Below are 16,593 nucleotides of genomic sequence, written 5' to 3'. Positions count from 1 at the left end.
GTTATATATTAAGGTTCTTTAATGTTTAAATTGTATAAAATCCTTGAGCCTTCTTCATCTATTAGATTATTAATAGATATTGATTGCATTAATTCTTTTTTACTTAGATTATATTTATTATATTTATAATAAAGTTTTCCTAAGTTTAGATGAGCATCTTTAGAATTTATTAAATCTAGAAGAGAAAGAGCTTTATCAAACATTCCGTTTTCTTCAATATCTAATAAAATCTCAAAAATATTAAATATTACATATTGGTATTTGATAGATTGTTTTTCATCTATAGTTAGGAGTGCGGGTTTACCACCTGTTATGAGTGAATATAACGAATTGCAAACTTTCCCAATTAATCCATCGCTGCATATGGAAGTTTTAATTGCATCTTCATGTTTACAATAGATACCTAATAAAAGTAAATAAGGTTTGCTTAATTCTAATAATTGTTTATTGTTTAAATTCATTAGAGTTGACAAACTTTTTTCATAATTGTTAATATGGAATTCACATATGCCTTTAAAATAGGTGAATTTGGCTGTTAAATCTGCTTTCATGTATTCAGTTATATCTTCTGAATTTAAATTTTCTAATCCTTTATCTGCATATGACAACGCTAAATTATAATCTTTTTCTTCTATAAGTAAATTACAAATATAGATGAAATCATTTTCTTTTTTACTATCTAGCATGAGGTTAAGCATTTCTTCTATTTCTTCTCTTGAAGCATTTAATTTATATAAACAATGAACTATAGTTTTTAATGAATCAAACTCAGAGACTTCGGGATAACTAATAAGTTCAGAGCAGTAATATGCACATTTTTTATAATCTTTAAATTCATAATAAATTTTACATAGCAGTTCAGTTGGTCTAAAATTACCAGCGCCTTTAATACATGTTAAAGCAGTATCTGATTCGCCTAATGATAAAGCTTTTTCAAGATCATCTATGGCAAGGGTGGTTTTTCCTAAATAGTAATTTATACAGCCGCGAAGGTAGTAAAGTGCTGTAAAGGATGGATAGTGTTTTAAAGCTGTTTCAGCATAATAATAAAATTGGTCGAATGATTTTAATGTTTTACAACATAATAACATTCTTAAAATGAGCATTGGATAAAAACTATTTTTAGGATCAATCAATTCGTAGGATTTTAAATAGTAATTAAATGCTTCTTTAAAATTTCCAAGAGCGTAATGCTCGCTACCCATATTGAAAAGATTGAATGTGTCATTAGGATCTTTTTCTAATAAATCTTTTAATATTTTCATATTTCTTTCCCGCTTATGTTTTTTTTCAACTATAGAGTGCAAATATCCATAATGATATATGTCAACGGGAGCATTTTTAACTTTAAGGTTAGGGTTTACTCTTTTCATAACAGAAATAAGCTGGTTGTGTACAGCTCCTTCATATTTATATCCAGGTTTATTTTGAAATAGTCTAGGATTTAGATTAACAGCAATATTTTTTTTATCATTTTCATTAATTATGTTTAGGGTATTGAAGCAATAAACATCTATACTATAATCTTTTGTAAGTTCTTTTATATAATTTTTCTGATTACTTTTCAATTCATCATCAGCATCTAGTATAAGAATCCAATCTCCTTTAGCTTTAGAAAGAGAGAAATTCCTAGCAGCAGAAAAATCATTTATCCACGGAAAAAAATGAACATTAGGAGTGTATTTTTTCGCAATTTCAACAGTAGAATCAGATGACCCAGTATCTACAATTATGATTTCATCTGCGATTCCAGCAGCACTTATTAAACATCTTTCCAAATTATCTTCTTCATTTTTAACTATCATACATAGACTGATCAAGAACATCACTTCCTAAATTAAGTTTTAATAAAGCTACATAAGCTCAAAAAGAGCGACTGAAACACAAAATGAAGCTTTATTACTATATCAATGTATGACTTAACAAAAGTTTTTGATACAAGAAAAATCCAAGTAGTCATCCCTTAATCAAAACATATTTAATTTAATACACTAACTTATTATTTCTTCATATTATACTAATAAGAAGGTTTAAATGACATTTTAAAACTCAAAAAGTTAAAAATATTTATATTAATTTATACTTAGGGATAAGAAAAAATAATTATGTCATTTTATTTGGTATTTTCACTTTTTTTCTAATCTCTTAAATGATAATTCTTAAATCACAAAAGAAAGGGTGGATAAAATGCCTTTAGTAAATAGATTTACAACTACAACTCAGGGCGCAATGACATTTACAGGAAATACTTTAGGGTTGAGTAAGGAAACAAATACTAATAATGCTGGAATTAGAGATTCAATTGGAGCTTTTATTTCTCTTAATCTAGCTCTTCAAGTTCCGACTTATCCATTTCCACCAGGAACAACATTGAATTGGCAGGATAATAGTTCGCAGGCTATTTTAAATATTCCAGCAGGAAGTACAATACTTTATGCTGAGTTAATATGGTCAGGACAATACAAAACTGGGGGTGTAGACCTAAGTGCATTTATAGATAATACAATTGATTTTACCACTCCAGTAGGTACTTCTAGTATTACATTTGATCCAGCAACAAGATTTAATCTTGTGGTGTCTAGTAACAATTCTTGGTATGTACGGTCTGCAGATGTTACTTCTTTAGTGCAAGCTGGTGGAGCAGGAGCTTATAGTGCAGGGAGAATAGTTGGAACAGTATTAAATACTGATAATACTCTTAATTATGCAGGATGGACTCTTGGGGTAATTTATCAAAATAATACATTACCAGTAAGGAACATGACTTTATTTGTAGGGGTTGAATTAATAACTACTGGAACAGGTGATGTTGATGCAACTATTAGTGGGTTTATGACTCCTCCTACAGGACCCGTAAATGCAAGGATTTTAGTTAGTTCAGCAGAAGGGGATGCAAATCGTACTGGAGATCAGCTCCTTTTTGGAGAAACTGTAGGTACCCTTTCAAATTTATTTGGACCAAGAAATCCTACTAATAATTTTTTTGGATCACAGATTAATGATGACTTAGGAAATACTGATACAAGTGGTTCCTTTGGTAATCAGAATCAAAATCCAATAATAGCTCAAAATATTGTTGCAGGTCGTCAGGGGTGGGACATTACAAATGTAGATGGTTCAACTCAAATAAATAATGGACAAACTTCAGCGGTAGTTAGATTTACCACAGCAGGTGATTTTTATTCACCAAATGCATTGGGAGTGCAAATAGATTCAATTCCAACGGACGAACCAGATATAGAAGTTATTAAGTGTACTGATAAATTGACAGTTACAAATGGAGAGATGATTACATTTACAATTATAATAAAAAATACTGGGACTGCAGATGCTGTAAATTGTGAATTAACAGATATAATTCCCACAGGAATGGAGTTTATACCTACAACTGTTTCAATAAATGGTGTTTCTAATGTGAGTGCAAATCCTAATAATGGAATAGATCTAGGAACTATTGAAGTAGATGATGTTATTACTGTAACTTTCATGGTTATGGTTAATGCAGCAACAACACCAGTTGAGATTACTAATAATGCAACTTTAGATTTTGAATCTCAAGGTACACCAGACACAGCAGTAAGCAATGATATAACAATTTTAGTTAAAGATGATTTAACTAATCAGGATACTCTATATTATTATGCTGATACTCTTCAAGATTTTGCAAATGACTTTTGTAATAATGTTATACCCACAATATTAAATTTAATATCAACAGATATTAATAAAGTTGTTGATATATTAGAATCAGAACTATGCAGCTGTAAAAATAATGAGGATTTAATTGCTAGAGGAGTATGTGATATTGCAAAAGATTCTATAGAAGAAGATAACTGTTGTTAATTTCGAGAGTTAAATAATGAAATAAATTTGTTAAATTATCAAATAACTTTAAGGAGATGGTTGAAATCATCTTCTTTTTTATGCATTAATACTAATTATTTGATGCTTTTTACCAATGTCAATCATAATATAATAGTGAAACACGCATATAGAAGTCATACTAAAAGATAAGTGAGGTGTATGATGAAAAATGAGTAATGGTTGTAATTGGTGTAAAAATAGTACATCAAACGGTAAATCAAATTTTAAAGATAAATGTTTTGAATTTCTTTGTGAAGCAGATGAAGATGATGATAATGTATATGGATATGTTTATAGATTTGAAGAAACTGCTTTATTTGATATAGATGAGGGGGACCCAATCCCTTTTACTTCAACAGGGATTACAAAGGGTATATTTCATGATGCAGTCAATATGCCTGATCAAATCTTTATACTTGAAACAGGGATATATAAGGTAACATTCTTTGTGAATAGTGGGACTGCTGATTATTTTGGATTAGAATTAAATGGTTCAGTACTTCCTCAAACAATTTATAGAACTAGATCAGCTCAAGGAATTGAAATAGGACAGGCGCTTATTACTGTAGGTCAAACTAACTATGTTCTAAGACTTTTAAATCTCTTTAGTAATATTCAACTCTTGCAAATAGGTGGAGGAGCTGCACCAGTAGCAGTAAATGCTTCATTAATTATAAGGAAAATTGCAGAGTTAGTTTAATAATAATCATTAAATATTAAAAATAATATTTAACTTATTTTAGATTAGAACCTTTAAGATGATTAGAAAAGAGGTGTAATAAATATAATGAGTAACAATAAAAGTAAATGTGCTACTTCTCTTTGTGATGAACTTAAGGAGGGATTTGGATATTTCTATAGATTTGAAGAAGATGCCACTTTCCCTTTAAGTGTGGATAATACTCCAATACCCTTTAATCAAGATGGTCCTGTAAGAAGCTTAGAACATGATAAAATTAACACCCCTGAAGAAATTAAATTTCTTGGAACAGGTGTTTTTGAAGTAACTCTTTTTGTAGATAGCGGAGGACCAGATTATTTTGGCATTGAACTAAATGGAACAGTTATACCTGAAACGATTTATAGAACTAGATCAGCTTCAGGAATAGTAGCACTACAGGCTCTTATAAGAGTTAGTATTCCTAATTCTATTCTTAGAGTTTTATTTCTCTTTAAAGCACCATCTACACTTGCTGATAAAAATAATGCAGCAGGTGCTCCAGTCGCTGTTAATACAAGTTTAATAATAGTGAGAGTAGGAGATTTGGTTTAAGGATAGTTTTTTAGGTGCATATTTCAAACCTAAAGGATTAATGGAAAAGAGGTGAAATATAATGAGCAGTGGATGTGTATGCAGTGGAAATAATGGAAATGGTTTTAAAGATAAATGCTTTGAATTTCTTTGTGAAGATGACGGGGTATTTGGGTATTTTTTTAGATTTGAAGAAGATTCTACCTTTCCTTTGGGAGCAAATAATACTCCAGTTCCTTTTAATCAAGAGGGAATTGTTAGAGGAATATTTCATGATAAGATTAACACACCAGAAGAAATAAGATTACTGAAAACAGGAATCTATGAAGTAACTTTTTCTATGGATAGTCGTGGAGGAGATTATTTTGGTGTTGAACTTGGGGGAACACTTCTTCCAGAATCAATTTATAGATCAAGATCAGCAGCAGGAGTAAAGTGTGGACAAGTGGTTATCAGAGTGGATACACCCAATACCCTTCTCAGATTTTTATTCGTTTTTCAATCACCATCTACACTTGCAGCTAAAAATAATACTGTAGGAGCTCCCGTAGCTGTTAATGCCAGTTTGATAATTATTAAATTAGGCGAATTACCTCAATGATTAAATAAAAAAGTAATTTAGTCCAACTTCATATACAATGTGTAGAGTCAGAATGTACCAATCTACTGTACATATTGTATATGATTCTAGTTATGGCTACTTTCTGTTTAAACAAGGGTTTGGGGTGTTTTGATGTATGGGTGAATATAAACACAGAAAGACAAGAGATAAAGATTATATAAAAATATAAAAACATTAGATTATTTAGTAACAGATTTAATTATTTAAGAATATCATTAAAACTAGGAGAGGTATTTAGAACCAAATTATTAAATTTCTCCTATAGAATATATTAATAAGTATTATTGAGATATTCTATAAAAATAATAGAAATTAAAAAGTATTGGAGGTATGATTAATGGCATTTCCAGTTACACCAGCTACCTTATCAGATTTTCAAAGTATTGATGCTTTAACAGAAGCAGAAGCAGGGATAATTCAATGTATGGCAACATTATTCTGTAATACATTATTACCTAGTATTGAAGCAATATCTAATACTGCAACAGGTGGTACTCTAGAAAATAATATTGAAGTAAGAGCAGAATTGGTAAAAGATATTTTATGCACTTATGCATGTAAAGAGCTTTCAATTGCTGATTTAATAAGTGCTATTTCATGTAAACTTGCTATAGACAGGGGACTAATTAAGTCTGACTGTGATTGCGATTGCGAATTTTAATTAATGGTAAATAAGTAAAAACAAACAGAATTGGAGGTATGATTAATGGCATTCCCAGCTCAAGCACCAGTATTAACTGATGAACAATCAATTGATGTTATAATAGAATCAGAAGTAAGTATAATTCAATGTATGGCAGATTTATTTTGTAATACTTTAATAGAGGATATAGCGTTACTACCTACTATTGAAAAACAAGCAGCTGTATTGAAGAAGGTAATGTGTGGATTTAATGCTAAAGAAAGTGCAATTGCTGCAGTAGTAGGAGCAAGTGCTAAAAAGAGTGCTGTAGATTTAGGTATAGATCCTAGTTTGGTAAACTGCTGTCTATGTAATAAATGTAATTGTGAAAAATAGAAAAAATTTTGCATATTATAAGCAGAGCTCAATTTTACTTAATAAGTAAATATATAAAATTAATATTAAATTTAGACTGTCAATCTTTTAAGTTACAGTCTAAATTGCATTAAAAGTGTTTCATTAAAAATGAGGCACTTTTATTTGACTAATTACTATTAAAATGGTTCCAAAATTAAGGAGAAGAATTAAATCAATAAAGTAACAAATATATAATATCAAACATAATATTAACTAGGAGATTGATTTAGAACTAAATTACAATTATCTTCTATAGAATATATAAATAAAAATTATTGATGTATTCGATAAAAAAACTAATAGAAATTAAAAAGTATTGGAGGTATGATTAATGGCATTTCCAGTTACACCAGCTACCTTATCAGATTTTCAAAGTATTGATGCGTTAACAGAAGCAGAAGCAGGGATAATTCAATGTATGGCAACATTATTCTGTAATACATTATTAACGAATATTCAAGCAATATCTAATACTACAACAGGCGGAACTCTAGAAAATAATATTGAAGTAAGAGCAGAATTGGTGAAAGATATTTTATGCACTTATGCATGTAAAGAAATTTCAATTGCTGATTTAATAAATTCTATTGCATGTAAACTTGCTGTAGACAAGGGATTAATTAAATCAGAATGTGATTGCGGTTGCGACTTTTAATTAATGGGAAACTAAGTAAGAAAAGAAATAGAATTGGAGGTATGATTAATGGCATTTCCAGCACAAGTACCAGTTTTAACTGATGAGGAATCAATTGATGTTATAATAGAATCAGAAGTAAGTATAATTCAATGTATGGCAGATTTATTTTGTAATACTTTAATCGAGGATATATCTTTACTAACTACTATCGATAAAAAAGCCGCTGTATTGAAGAAGATAATGTGTGGTTTTACTGCTAAAGAAAGTTCTATTGCGGCAGTAGTAGGGGCAAGTGCTAAAAAGAGCGCTGCAGATATGGGTGTAGATCCTGCAAAGGTAAATTGCTGCCTATGTAATAAATGTAATTGTGAAGATTAATAGAAATATTAGTATATAAATCAATTAGATTTAAAATGAAAATAATAAAATGGCGGTAAGTTATTGCTAAAAACTTAAGTGGACTATTATTAAGTTTTGTTAATGAAGGGAGGGAGTTAATGGAGGAGTTTTATTGTGATTCTAATTGTAGTACAAAGAAAATAGCTACTGAAATGTTGAAGTCAGAATCCAAGATGCTACAATGTTTAGTACGTTTATTTTGTGAAAATTTAGCTCCAGATATAGCTGCTGTACAAGATCCGGTTAAAAAAGCAGAAATAACTAAAAAAATAGTATGTGCTTATGCTTTTAAGGAGAGTGCTATGTCAAAGCTAGTTGATGTCCTGAGAAAATTTGATGAATTAGATGAAAGTAACTGTTATAACTTAGAATAAATTTTATTTACAGTATACTATAGTTCTACAGCCTTTCCTTCTAAAAAATTGTTAGTATATTACTATTTCATAACACATAGTTGTATGTAACTAATATAAATATTAACAATCGTTATTTAAATAATAGTTTCATGAAGAAACACGACAATATTACGATTATGTTTTAAAAGTGCTTCGTTTAAACGAAGCACTTTTATTTTTCTTGTATTTAAATTTAGTCCCTTGAAGTGTACCCATACATTTTTCAAAATATTAAAAATGTCATATAATGTGTTTGCGGGCCTGTAATTTCAATAATTTTTAATTTTTAACTTTTATGTTTATATATTCAATAAAGTATATTTTATTAATTACTTTGATTTAAACAAAATCGTAACTTTTACATATAAAGAATTAAAAAATAAAAAATCGGGGGTATTACTATGGCAAATTCAAATTTAAATAAAAACTTAGCTCAAATGCTTAAAGGCGGAGTTATTATGGATGTTACAAATGCTGAACAAGCAATAATAGCTGAAAAAGCAGGGGCTTGTGCTGTTATGGCTCTTGAGAGAGTTCCGGCGGATATAAGAAAAGAGGGTGGCGTAGCTAGGATGTCTGACCCTAAGATGATTAAAGAGATTCAAGCGGCAGTTTCTATCCCTGTTATGGCTAAGGTTAGAATAGGTCACTTTGTTGAGGCTCAGATTCTTGAAGCAATAGGAATTGATTTCATAGATGAGAGTGAAGTTCTTACACCTGCTGATGAGGCTTACCATTTAGATAAAAAAGTATACAAAGTTCCTTTTGTATGTGGTGCAAGGAATCTTGGAGAGGCATTGAGAAGAATTGGAGAAGGTGCTTCAATGATAAGAACTAAAGGTGAAGCAGGAACTGGAAATGTTGTTGAGGCTGTTCGCCATATTAGATGTATGATGGACCAAATGAGAATGGTTAAGAATGCACCAAGAGAAGAGCTTATGACAATTGCAAAAGATTTAAATGCTCCTTTTGATTTAATTGATTATGTTTGGGAAAATGGAACGCTTCCAGTTGTAAATTTTGCTGCTGGTGGAGTTGCTACACCTGCTGATGCAGCTCTAATGATGCAGTTAGGGGCTGAAGGTGTATTTGTTGGATCAGGAATATTTAAATCAGGTGATCCTGAGAAAAGAGCTCAGGCTATAGTTAAAGCTGTAACTTATTATAATGATCCAAAAATGCTGGCTGAAATATCTGAGGATCTAGGAGAACCAATGTCAGGTCTTGAAATAGATACATTAGAAAATAAGTATGCCGAAAGAGGATGGTAGTATGAAGATAGGTGTACTAGCGCTTCAGGGGGCTTTTATAGAGCATATTCACCATCTTAAGAAGCTTCAATGTGAAACAGTTGAAATAAGGAAAGTAGAAGACTTGAATGACTTAGATGGAATTATTATTCCTGGTGGAGAGAGTACAACTATGGGTAAACTCTTGAAGGAGACAGGAATAATAGAGCCTCTTAGAGATAAAATTATCCATGGGCTTCCTGTATGGGGAACTTGTGCAGGTATGATTATTCTCGCTAAAGAAAATGAAAACCATCCTATAGAAGGACTGAAAGTTATGGATATAAAGGTAAGAAGAAATGCTTATGGGAGTCAGATAGATAGCTTTGAAGAAATGGTTCAAATTAAAGAAATCTCACCAAATCCACTGCATTTAGTATTTATCCGTGCCCCATATATATGTGCACATGACTCAAAGGTTGAAATACTATATAAAAGAGATGGAAAAGCTGTAGTTGCAAAACAGGAGAACATCCTTGCAACATCTTTTCATCCAGAGTTAACTGATAGTCTTGAATTTCATAGATATTTTTTAGCTATGTGTTGTGGGAAAACTAATTAATATTTAGTCTATGATTAATCATAGTTTAATAATAAGATAATTTTTAAGGAAAGCCAAAAATGGCTTTCCTTAATTCGTATTTTAAGAATATTTTGATACAAGTAACGTTACGTTGTTAGTCTATATTAACAGAGAAAGCATAGTAAGCAGAGCCTTCCTTCCAATGTGCATAAACTTCAAAAACTACTAATCCCTTTTGCTGTGGTGCAATTATTTCACCATTAATGACTTCATGTGTACTTTGAGTATTACCTTCCCATATATTAACTATGTAGTCAGTTGGCTTATTTTCAAAATTTAAAACTATAGAGGATTTTTGTTTAACAATTAGAGCTTCATTTTGGTCTTTTGCCAATTCAGGTGGTGCTTCTGAATCTGATTCAATTGATGTTACAGTACCATCTCCATTATCTATATTCCAACTATATGTTCCAAGGACAGCTGTAATACTTTTAGTATCAACTGTTACAGTTAATTCTGGAGGATTTGTTAGAGATGTTACATTATCTGATACTGGTTGTTTTTTCTGTATGCAGCCAACTAAGAGGAATGTTAATAATAGAACCATGCTTAATATTTTTTTCATTTCTACATCTCCTATTCTGTATATAAATCCTTATAAACAGTATACGAATTGTGCACTGGAATAGTTCACAGTAATTTCAATTATATCCTTATTCAATTATAGAGAATATTAAAATGAATTTGTTATATTCACTCAGTTAAGGAAGATACAATTAATCCAATAAAGAGACCATCAATACTACAAACTATTAATCCACCTATAGAATTAAGACAACCAATAAGATAGATTACTAATATAAATAGAATGCTTATTAATATTGTTTTAAGAAAATATAATACTTTATTTGATTTTCCAAGTTCAGGGATTACTGCACGATTTCTAACTATAGGATTATAAAAAAAGCCTTTTAGAATATAAATAAGAATTATAAGTGCACCAATGAAAGTACTTCCATGTTGAAGTATTTTATAAACTGGGATATTATGATTCATTAAATTCAATGACTCTTTAAAAAAAGAATACTTGTCTACAAAATATCCACTCTTATGAGTAAAGGAATCCCAAAATACATGAGTTACCATACCTAATAGAGCACTATAACAAAATATAATCATAGATTTCATTGAGTAATTAGATTTTTGTTTATAACAGTTAGAAAAATAAGATTGTATTTTTTTAGGGAAGTGTGTAATTAAGCTATCTTTTATATGCTCAGTAAATAAGTAATTAAGAAGTAAGCATAATGGTAGGTTAAGAATAAGAAAGCCCAACAATGTATGTCCAAAATAACCACTTGGTTTTAGATTAATAAAATATAAAAAATCAGGAGCCATACTACCTAATATTAATCCTAAAAGACTAAAGTGTTTAGAGTATTTCTTTTTCAAAGGGAATCCAACTACAGCATGTGAAAATGTGAATGGCATAATTTAATCAACTCTCCTTAATAATTAACGATATGTATATTATACAGAAAATTTTATTCATTACAAATTCATTGCAATGGTTTTGGTTAAAATTGACAGTTTTATTAAAATTGTTTTTAAAGGAAATAAGAATTCGCTGTCGAATAATTAACACTAGGCTTTTTAAGATTTTTAATAAATGTAAATAATTGCAACTATGAAAAAGTAGAAATTTAAGTCAGATTTTCTACAGTTATATACTAAATTTATAAATCCTTTATTAACAATAATACGGAGGTTAACCCATGAATGGATTAAGAAACTATAACGAAGAAATTATAAATCATTTAATTTCTAAAATATTAAGTCAATATAATGATATTTGTAAATGTGAAAAATGTATATTAGATATTAAAGCAGTAGCATTAAATTCAATGACTCCTAAATATGTTGTTACTAAAAAAGGTGAATTATTTACTAAGCTTAATGCTGAATTTAATAATCAAGAAATTATAGATACAACTAGAGCTATTACACAAGCGATTGAATTAGTTAGGTGTAATCCACAACATAATAAAAAATAATCTTTAGATATATAATACAGATATAGTTGTAAATAATGTTATTGATGAAGCTGACTTGCTAGAAATAGGTAGATTATTGAGAGCTAATCCAAATTATACTCCTAATAATTAATAAGGCTTATAAATTCAGAGAAGGGACAACCTTCTCTTTTTTAGTTTATATTAATATATACTTTTGACTCAATATCTCTTTTGTGCTGCAATAAAATAATAAAACAGCTATTGAAATTTAACAATAGTTGAATAGTTACCTAAAAAGTTCTGTTGTAATATTATTGAATAAATGTAAAATAAGTGGTAAGATAAAAGCGTATTATCTAAAAATATTTGGGGGAGTATTAAAATGAAATCAAAGAACGCTAGTTTTACTGATTTAGCCTTAATCACGTTTGGAGTAATAGGGTTAGAAGTGATTCTTGTTTTAATAGAATCGCTAGTTTATAATAATCTTCACATAGAAAATCAGGGAGTAGTACATAATTTAGTTCATTGGACGATTACATGTATAGTTTGGGGTGTGGGTGTTTGGCTTTTGCATAACTACGCCAAGAAAAGTAAAAATTTTGACTTGTTTGAAGCAAAAGAAAGACCAACAAGAAAAACTATTCTTGCTGTATTTTTGCTTTTATTATTGAGTTTAGTTATATCTATCAGTACATGGAATTTCAGATTCAAGCCTATGGTGGAATTTAACAATATGATGATTTGTTATGGAGAAAGTGGAGTTTTAGCATTTATATTTCAATATATATATTATATATTTGAAACTGCGCTCATTGTTTTAATAATTGCATTTTCTCAAAAAGCAGGGGAAGATAAGTTTCAAAATAAAAAATTCCCATGGGGTGGAGTATTCCTTGGTATCACCTGGGGATTAATGCATGTTTTAACAAAAGATTTACAAGTTGGGATAATGTGTTTCGTAATATCTATACTTTTTGGAATTGTATTTTTGTTACTGAGAAAAAATATAAGGTACGTCTATATTGCTATTTTTCTAATGTTTGTACTTTAAAAAAGTTTGCATATAAACACAATACCACATTGAACTATCATCATATGTAGTTCAATGTGGTTTTTTTATTAATAATTATTAACTATTTAACATCTCTCTATATTGCTCAAGTTCATGGGTAAGAGCGAAGAAGTTATTTAAATTCTCTTCTTTTTCATCAGAGCATGCAAATTTTTTACCTAGTTCAGATGAGGCTACAGCAAGTGCGCATTCAAGTCGTATTATATTTGCATGAATGAAATTATAGCTATCTCCAACACGTGCCTTTTCTTTGTTTGCACACATCTTTTCAAGATAGTAATCGTAGTCACCTTCATAGCTTATTAGTTTATGGTCCTCAATGGTAACAACTTTGTTAGCTAAAGCTTTAGCGAAATATCTATCATGAGAAACGAATAACATAGTGCCTTTATAGTTCTTCAGGGCATTCTCTATAGTTTCTCTAGAAATTAGATCCATGTGATTAGTTGGCTCATCCAGCACTAAAAAATTACACTTACTAGCAAGTAGTTTACAGAAGGAAAGGCGACTACGCTCACCCATACTGAGATTACCTACTTTTTTATAGAGTGCATCAAGTTTGAATAAGAAACATGCAAGTAAATTATTTGTTTCTTTTTTATTTAAACCACAATCCATAATCTCTTGTTGTACTGTGTTTTCATGGTTAAGGTTCTCTATTTCTTGAGAGAAATATCCTATCTTAAGAGATGGATTAACCATAATTGTTCCCGAATCTCTAGGTTCTAAGTTCATAAGCATCTTTATGAAGGTTGTTTTACCAGTTCCATTTGCACCTAAGAGAGCAATTTTATCACCTGTTGAAATATTAAGTGCAGCGTTATCAAAGATAACTTTGGTTCCAAATGCCTTCTTTAGTCGATTAACTTTAACTAAATATTTAGGGTGCTTTGGAATATCAATTAGTTTGTTGAATAAATCATAAACTGCACTCATATCTTCTTTAGGAATCTCAACACGATTCTCATGAATTCTCTTTATTTTTATCTGAACATCTCTATAGGCTCTGTGCTGCTTATTTGATGTATGTTTCATAACACCTTGAGAAAATTCACTTCTATTTCGATCAAGAGCATTTGCTTTAAAGAACCAACTAAGTTTCTCTTCAGAATTTTTTTCTAGTAGTTTTAATTCTCTATTTTGAATCTTTCGTTGTCTTTGAAGATCTTTAATTTTTATAGACTTCTGAAGCTTATAGTTAGAATAATTTCCTTTATACTCTTTTAAAAGATCACGTTTCATTTCAATAATTCTAGTAACAGTTTTATCTAAGAAATATCTATCATGTGAAATTATTATTACTGTGGTTTCAATACTATTTATAAACTTCTCAAGCCAAGATATTGCTTTCATATCAAGGTTATTTGTAGGTTCATCAAGTACAAGAACATCAGGGTTCTTGATAAGAGCTATACATAGTGAGAGTCTGGTCTTCTCACCACCACTAAGGTGTTTATATTTCTTCTTTAGATCTCTATCTCTAAATCCAAGTTCCATTAAGGAAGATTTTATTTTCTTAAGATAACTATTTGTGTTACATTCGGAATTCAGCTTTGTGGAGAATTCCTGAATAATCTTGCTTACTGACTCATTATCAGGGAAGTTATCATTCTGTTTTAAATAAGAAAAAATTTGGTTGTGAGGCTGGTATTCAATATAAGAATACTGAGCATTGTCATGTTCTTCAATACCCATAAGAATTTTAACAAGGGTGGTCTTACCAACCCCATTAGCCCCAATAATTCCAACCTTCTCACCAGTATGAATTTTTCCTTCTAGATTGTTAAAAATATCTATTCCATTAAAAGATTTGTGTATATTTTCAAATTTAATACTCATATATATGTCACTCCTTTTGTCATCAATTATTTATGGTATAGATATCTACCGCGAAGTTTAATTTATACATGTCTATAATCTGGATGGTTTAACCAGTTATGGACTTGTATAAATTCAATTACGAGCTGCGATATCTATAGCTTGATAATATCAAGCATTCAAAGAATAATAAGACAAGCATAGTGATGTCATATAATCAAGTTGAAACTGAAAGTTTATTGTATATATAATTTTTATAAAAACAAAAGCTGTGTTACTTAGAGTAAGTACCAAACAAAAATAATTTGGTCTATCCAAATAAACACAGCATACAATTCGTATAAATAATTAGAATTTAATTGTAAAGTTATTAATGATTTGAGAATAGGAAAACTAACAAATCATATCTGCTCAAAGAATAAAATTGATATAGTCTAAGTTAACTAAACTATAAACAGAATCTTATATAGAATCACAATTAAAAACTAAGATAAGTCAATAATAGTATTCTGATTTGAGAACAGAAAAAATTACAATTCAATTATTCAAAAAGTATGGATTCAGCGCTAAACTTGGATTAAGGCATCACAAACAAAACCTTGTAAATTTATCTTTTAAATTTAAGGTTACAATTTGCCTCATTATTAAGTTAGTAATTAAATAGTTTTCATTTAATTAACTAAAATCTTAAATTAGTAAATCCAAATATTAGTACTCATTGCTAAACCGTACCTCCTGATAGTTTAATAGATGCGTAAATCAATGATACATAATACATATTAATAGTATCAAAAATAAAACATCTATGATTATATTTCCACTTTATATTATATATATATTAGTATTTTTTGTCAAATGTGAATAGTTATGGAGTAAGAAAGGGGGCGGTTGATTAAATCCTATTTATTGAATACAGCAACTCACCATCATAAGAACTATCCTTTGCTTCTTCATCTTCTATTTCACATTCAAAACACATTCCCATCTTATCTAGTACTCTTTTTGATACTTCGTTATCTTTATTAACAGTTGCAACTATTTTATTAATATTCATATTTTTAAAACCATATTCAATAATTGCTTTCCCAATCTCAGTTGCGAATCCCTTGCTATAGTGTTCTTCAAATAATCCATAGAACAATTCAGTCTCAGTAATATCATATGAAAGTGGAAATAATCCAACAAAACCTACACATTCATTGTTATCTTTTGAAACTACTAATAAGAGAAATCCTTTAAAATTGGAAATTGTACTTTCTCTATATCTATTTAATATTCTTTTCATTAATTCTTCACATTCTTCAAGGGTTCTCTCTTCAGCAAATGGAACATATTTCATTATTGTTTCATTATTTACTATCCTATACAATTGACCAATATCAGCATTAGTAAAATTTCTAATCACTAAACGATCTGTTTCTATTCTTAAATTTTCATACATTTTTTTCTCCTTTACTGGACCTTAATTACTAGTATTGCTTAAAGATTATTCTCTTTTTGTTGAACAATACTACTCATAGTTTGTGTAACGATTATTTTCATATATTACAAATAATACTATAAAATATATTTGTTATCAATATTTATAGGCTATGTTTAAGAATGATATTGAAATTGTGTATTCATTATAAATATTAAATAATTGCTTTATATTAGTTTATTAAA

18 protein-coding genes are annotated in these 16,593 nt (G+C 29.3%); 13 read left to right on the top strand and 5 right to left on the bottom strand.

Going from position 1 to position 16,593, the window contains the following annotated elements; translation table 11 throughout:
• Positions 1-8 precede the first annotated feature (8 nt).
• Positions 9-1,805, bottom strand: coding sequence for a TPR domain-containing glycosyltransferase (locus KDK92_RS05730; protein ID WP_250858203.1), 1,797 nt, complete (start codon positions 1,803-1,805; stop codon positions 9-11).
• 382 nt (positions 1,806-2,187) lie between these two features.
• Between KDK92_RS05730 and KDK92_RS05725 the strand changes: the two genes are divergently transcribed.
• The 11 genes from KDK92_RS05725 to pdxT all read left to right on the top strand — a co-directional run bounded on the left by KDK92_RS05725 (position 2,188) and on the right by pdxT (position 10,059).
• On the top strand, positions 2,188-3,843 hold the full coding sequence (locus KDK92_RS05725) for a DUF11 domain-containing protein (protein WP_250858202.1): 1,656 nt from the start codon (positions 2,188-2,190) through the stop codon (positions 3,841-3,843).
• Positions 3,844-4,033: 190 nt separating this feature from the next.
• Complete coding sequence (locus KDK92_RS05720) at positions 4,034-4,564, top strand: hypothetical protein (protein WP_250858200.1); 531 nt, start codon at positions 4,034-4,036, stop codon at positions 4,562-4,564.
• 87 nt (positions 4,565-4,651) lie between these two features.
• Positions 4,652-5,137 carry a hypothetical protein gene (locus KDK92_RS05715; protein WP_250858198.1) on the top strand — a complete coding sequence of 162 codons (486 nt, stop codon included), beginning with the start codon at positions 4,652-4,654 and terminating at the stop codon, positions 5,135-5,137.
• 61 nt (positions 5,138-5,198) lie between these two features.
• Positions 5,199-5,717 carry a hypothetical protein gene (locus KDK92_RS05710; RefSeq protein WP_250858196.1) on the top strand — a complete coding sequence of 173 codons (519 nt, stop codon included), beginning with the start codon at positions 5,199-5,201 and terminating at the stop codon, positions 5,715-5,717.
• 358 nt (positions 5,718-6,075) lie between these two features.
• Positions 6,076-6,399, top strand: a complete 324-nt coding sequence (locus tag KDK92_RS05705; RefSeq protein ID WP_250858194.1) for a hypothetical protein — start codon at positions 6,076-6,078, stop codon at positions 6,397-6,399.
• Between the two features lie 45 nt (positions 6,400-6,444).
• Entirely contained in the window at positions 6,445-6,756 is a 312-nt protein-coding gene (locus tag KDK92_RS05700; RefSeq protein ID WP_250858193.1) for a hypothetical protein, read from the top strand.
• A 352-nt stretch (positions 6,757-7,108) separates the two neighbouring features.
• Positions 7,109-7,432 carry a hypothetical protein gene (locus KDK92_RS05695; RefSeq protein WP_250858191.1) on the top strand — a complete coding sequence of 108 codons (324 nt, stop codon included), beginning with the start codon at positions 7,109-7,111 and terminating at the stop codon, positions 7,430-7,432.
• A 48-nt stretch (positions 7,433-7,480) separates the two neighbouring features.
• Positions 7,481-7,792: a hypothetical protein gene (locus KDK92_RS05690; protein WP_250858189.1), complete on the top strand. Its 312-nt coding sequence runs from the start codon at positions 7,481-7,483 to the stop codon at positions 7,790-7,792.
• Positions 7,793-7,911: 119 nt separating this feature from the next.
• Positions 7,912-8,187 (top strand): hypothetical protein, encoded by a 276-nt coding sequence (locus KDK92_RS05685; protein ID WP_250858187.1) that lies wholly within the window; start codon positions 7,912-7,914, stop codon positions 8,185-8,187.
• A 422-nt stretch (positions 8,188-8,609) separates the two neighbouring features.
• Positions 8,610-9,479, top strand: a complete 870-nt coding sequence (gene pdxS, locus KDK92_RS05680) for a pyridoxal 5'-phosphate synthase lyase subunit PdxS (RefSeq protein WP_250858185.1) — start codon at positions 8,610-8,612, stop codon at positions 9,477-9,479.
• A 1-nt stretch (position 9,480) separates the two neighbouring features.
• Complete coding sequence (pdxT, locus tag KDK92_RS05675; protein WP_250858183.1) at positions 9,481-10,059, top strand: pyridoxal 5'-phosphate synthase glutaminase subunit PdxT; 579 nt, start codon at positions 9,481-9,483, stop codon at positions 10,057-10,059.
• 115 nt (positions 10,060-10,174) lie between these two features.
• Here pdxT and KDK92_RS05670 read toward each other — a convergent pair whose 3' ends face one another.
• Positions 10,175-10,645: a hypothetical protein gene (locus tag KDK92_RS05670; RefSeq protein WP_250858181.1), complete on the bottom strand. Its 471-nt coding sequence runs from the start codon at positions 10,643-10,645 to the stop codon at positions 10,175-10,177.
• A 128-nt stretch (positions 10,646-10,773) separates the two neighbouring features.
• A complete protein-coding gene (locus tag KDK92_RS05665) occupies positions 10,774-11,511 on the bottom strand; it encodes a DUF4184 family protein (protein ID WP_250858179.1) in 738 nt (245 codons plus the stop codon).
• A 284-nt stretch (positions 11,512-11,795) separates the two neighbouring features.
• Between KDK92_RS05665 and KDK92_RS05660 the strand changes: the two genes are divergently transcribed.
• Together KDK92_RS05660 and KDK92_RS05655 are read left to right on the top strand one after the other, a co-directional pair.
• Positions 11,796-12,074, top strand: a complete 279-nt coding sequence (locus KDK92_RS05660; protein ID WP_250858177.1) for a late competence development ComFB family protein — start codon at positions 11,796-11,798, stop codon at positions 12,072-12,074.
• Between the two features lie 343 nt (positions 12,075-12,417).
• Positions 12,418-13,089 carry a hypothetical protein gene (locus tag KDK92_RS05655; protein WP_250858175.1) on the top strand — a complete coding sequence of 224 codons (672 nt, stop codon included), beginning with the start codon at positions 12,418-12,420 and terminating at the stop codon, positions 13,087-13,089.
• 78 nt (positions 13,090-13,167) lie between these two features.
• Here KDK92_RS05655 and abc-f read toward each other — a convergent pair whose 3' ends face one another.
• Positions 13,168-14,949 carry a ribosomal protection-like ABC-F family protein gene (gene abc-f, locus KDK92_RS05650; protein WP_250858173.1) on the bottom strand — a complete coding sequence of 594 codons (1,782 nt, stop codon included), beginning with the start codon at positions 14,947-14,949 and terminating at the stop codon, positions 13,168-13,170.
• A gap of 871 nt (positions 14,950-15,820) precedes the next feature.
• Positions 15,821-16,369, bottom strand: coding sequence for a GNAT family N-acetyltransferase (locus KDK92_RS05645; protein ID WP_250858171.1), 549 nt, complete (start codon positions 16,367-16,369; stop codon positions 15,821-15,823).
• Positions 16,370-16,593 lie beyond the last annotated feature (224 nt).

Source organism: Oceanirhabdus seepicola, assembly GCF_023684385.1.
In the GTDB taxonomy this organism is placed as follows: domain Bacteria; phylum Bacillota; class Clostridia; order Clostridiales; family Clostridiaceae; genus Oceanirhabdus; species Oceanirhabdus seepicola.
Note: the sequence above shows the minus strand (reverse complement) of the source record. Positions and strands in the feature narration are given on the sequence as shown.

Bases quoted from the DNA above. Each gene is read 5' to 3' on its own strand.
- KDK92_RS05730 (WP_250858203.1), bottom strand. From the start codon at position 1,805: ATGATAGTTAAAAATGAAGAAGATAATTTGGAAAGATGTTTAATAAGT.
- KDK92_RS05725 (WP_250858202.1), top strand. From the start codon at position 2,188: ATGCCTTTAGTAAATAGATTTACAACTACAACTCAGGGCGCAATGACA.
- KDK92_RS05720 (WP_250858200.1), top strand. From the start codon at position 4,034: ATGAGTAATGGTTGTAATTGGTGTAAAAATAGTACATCAAACGGTAAA.
- KDK92_RS05715 (WP_250858198.1), top strand. From the start codon at position 4,652: ATGAGTAACAATAAAAGTAAATGTGCTACTTCTCTTTGTGATGAACTT.
- KDK92_RS05710 (WP_250858196.1), top strand. From the start codon at position 5,199: ATGAGCAGTGGATGTGTATGCAGTGGAAATAATGGAAATGGTTTTAAA.
- KDK92_RS05705 (WP_250858194.1), top strand. From the start codon at position 6,076: ATGGCATTTCCAGTTACACCAGCTACCTTATCAGATTTTCAAAGTATT.
- KDK92_RS05700 (WP_250858193.1), top strand. From the start codon at position 6,445: ATGGCATTCCCAGCTCAAGCACCAGTATTAACTGATGAACAATCAATT.
- KDK92_RS05695 (WP_250858191.1), top strand. From the start codon at position 7,109: ATGGCATTTCCAGTTACACCAGCTACCTTATCAGATTTTCAAAGTATT.
- KDK92_RS05690 (WP_250858189.1), top strand. From the start codon at position 7,481: ATGGCATTTCCAGCACAAGTACCAGTTTTAACTGATGAGGAATCAATT.
- KDK92_RS05685 (WP_250858187.1), top strand. From the start codon at position 7,912: ATGGAGGAGTTTTATTGTGATTCTAATTGTAGTACAAAGAAAATAGCT.
- pdxS (WP_250858185.1), top strand. From the start codon at position 8,610: ATGGCAAATTCAAATTTAAATAAAAACTTAGCTCAAATGCTTAAAGGC.
- pdxT (WP_250858183.1), top strand. From the start codon at position 9,481: ATGAAGATAGGTGTACTAGCGCTTCAGGGGGCTTTTATAGAGCATATT.
- KDK92_RS05670 (WP_250858181.1), bottom strand. From the start codon at position 10,645: ATGAAAAAAATATTAAGCATGGTTCTATTATTAACATTCCTCTTAGTT.
- KDK92_RS05665 (WP_250858179.1), bottom strand. From the start codon at position 11,511: ATGCCATTCACATTTTCACATGCTGTAGTTGGATTCCCTTTGAAAAAG.
- KDK92_RS05660 (WP_250858177.1), top strand. From the start codon at position 11,796: ATGAATGGATTAAGAAACTATAACGAAGAAATTATAAATCATTTAATT.
- KDK92_RS05655 (WP_250858175.1), top strand. From the start codon at position 12,418: ATGAAATCAAAGAACGCTAGTTTTACTGATTTAGCCTTAATCACGTTT.
- abc-f (WP_250858173.1), bottom strand. From the start codon at position 14,949: ATGAGTATTAAATTTGAAAATATACACAAATCTTTTAATGGAATAGAT.
- KDK92_RS05645 (WP_250858171.1), bottom strand. From the start codon at position 16,369: ATGTATGAAAATTTAAGAATAGAAACAGATCGTTTAGTGATTAGAAAT.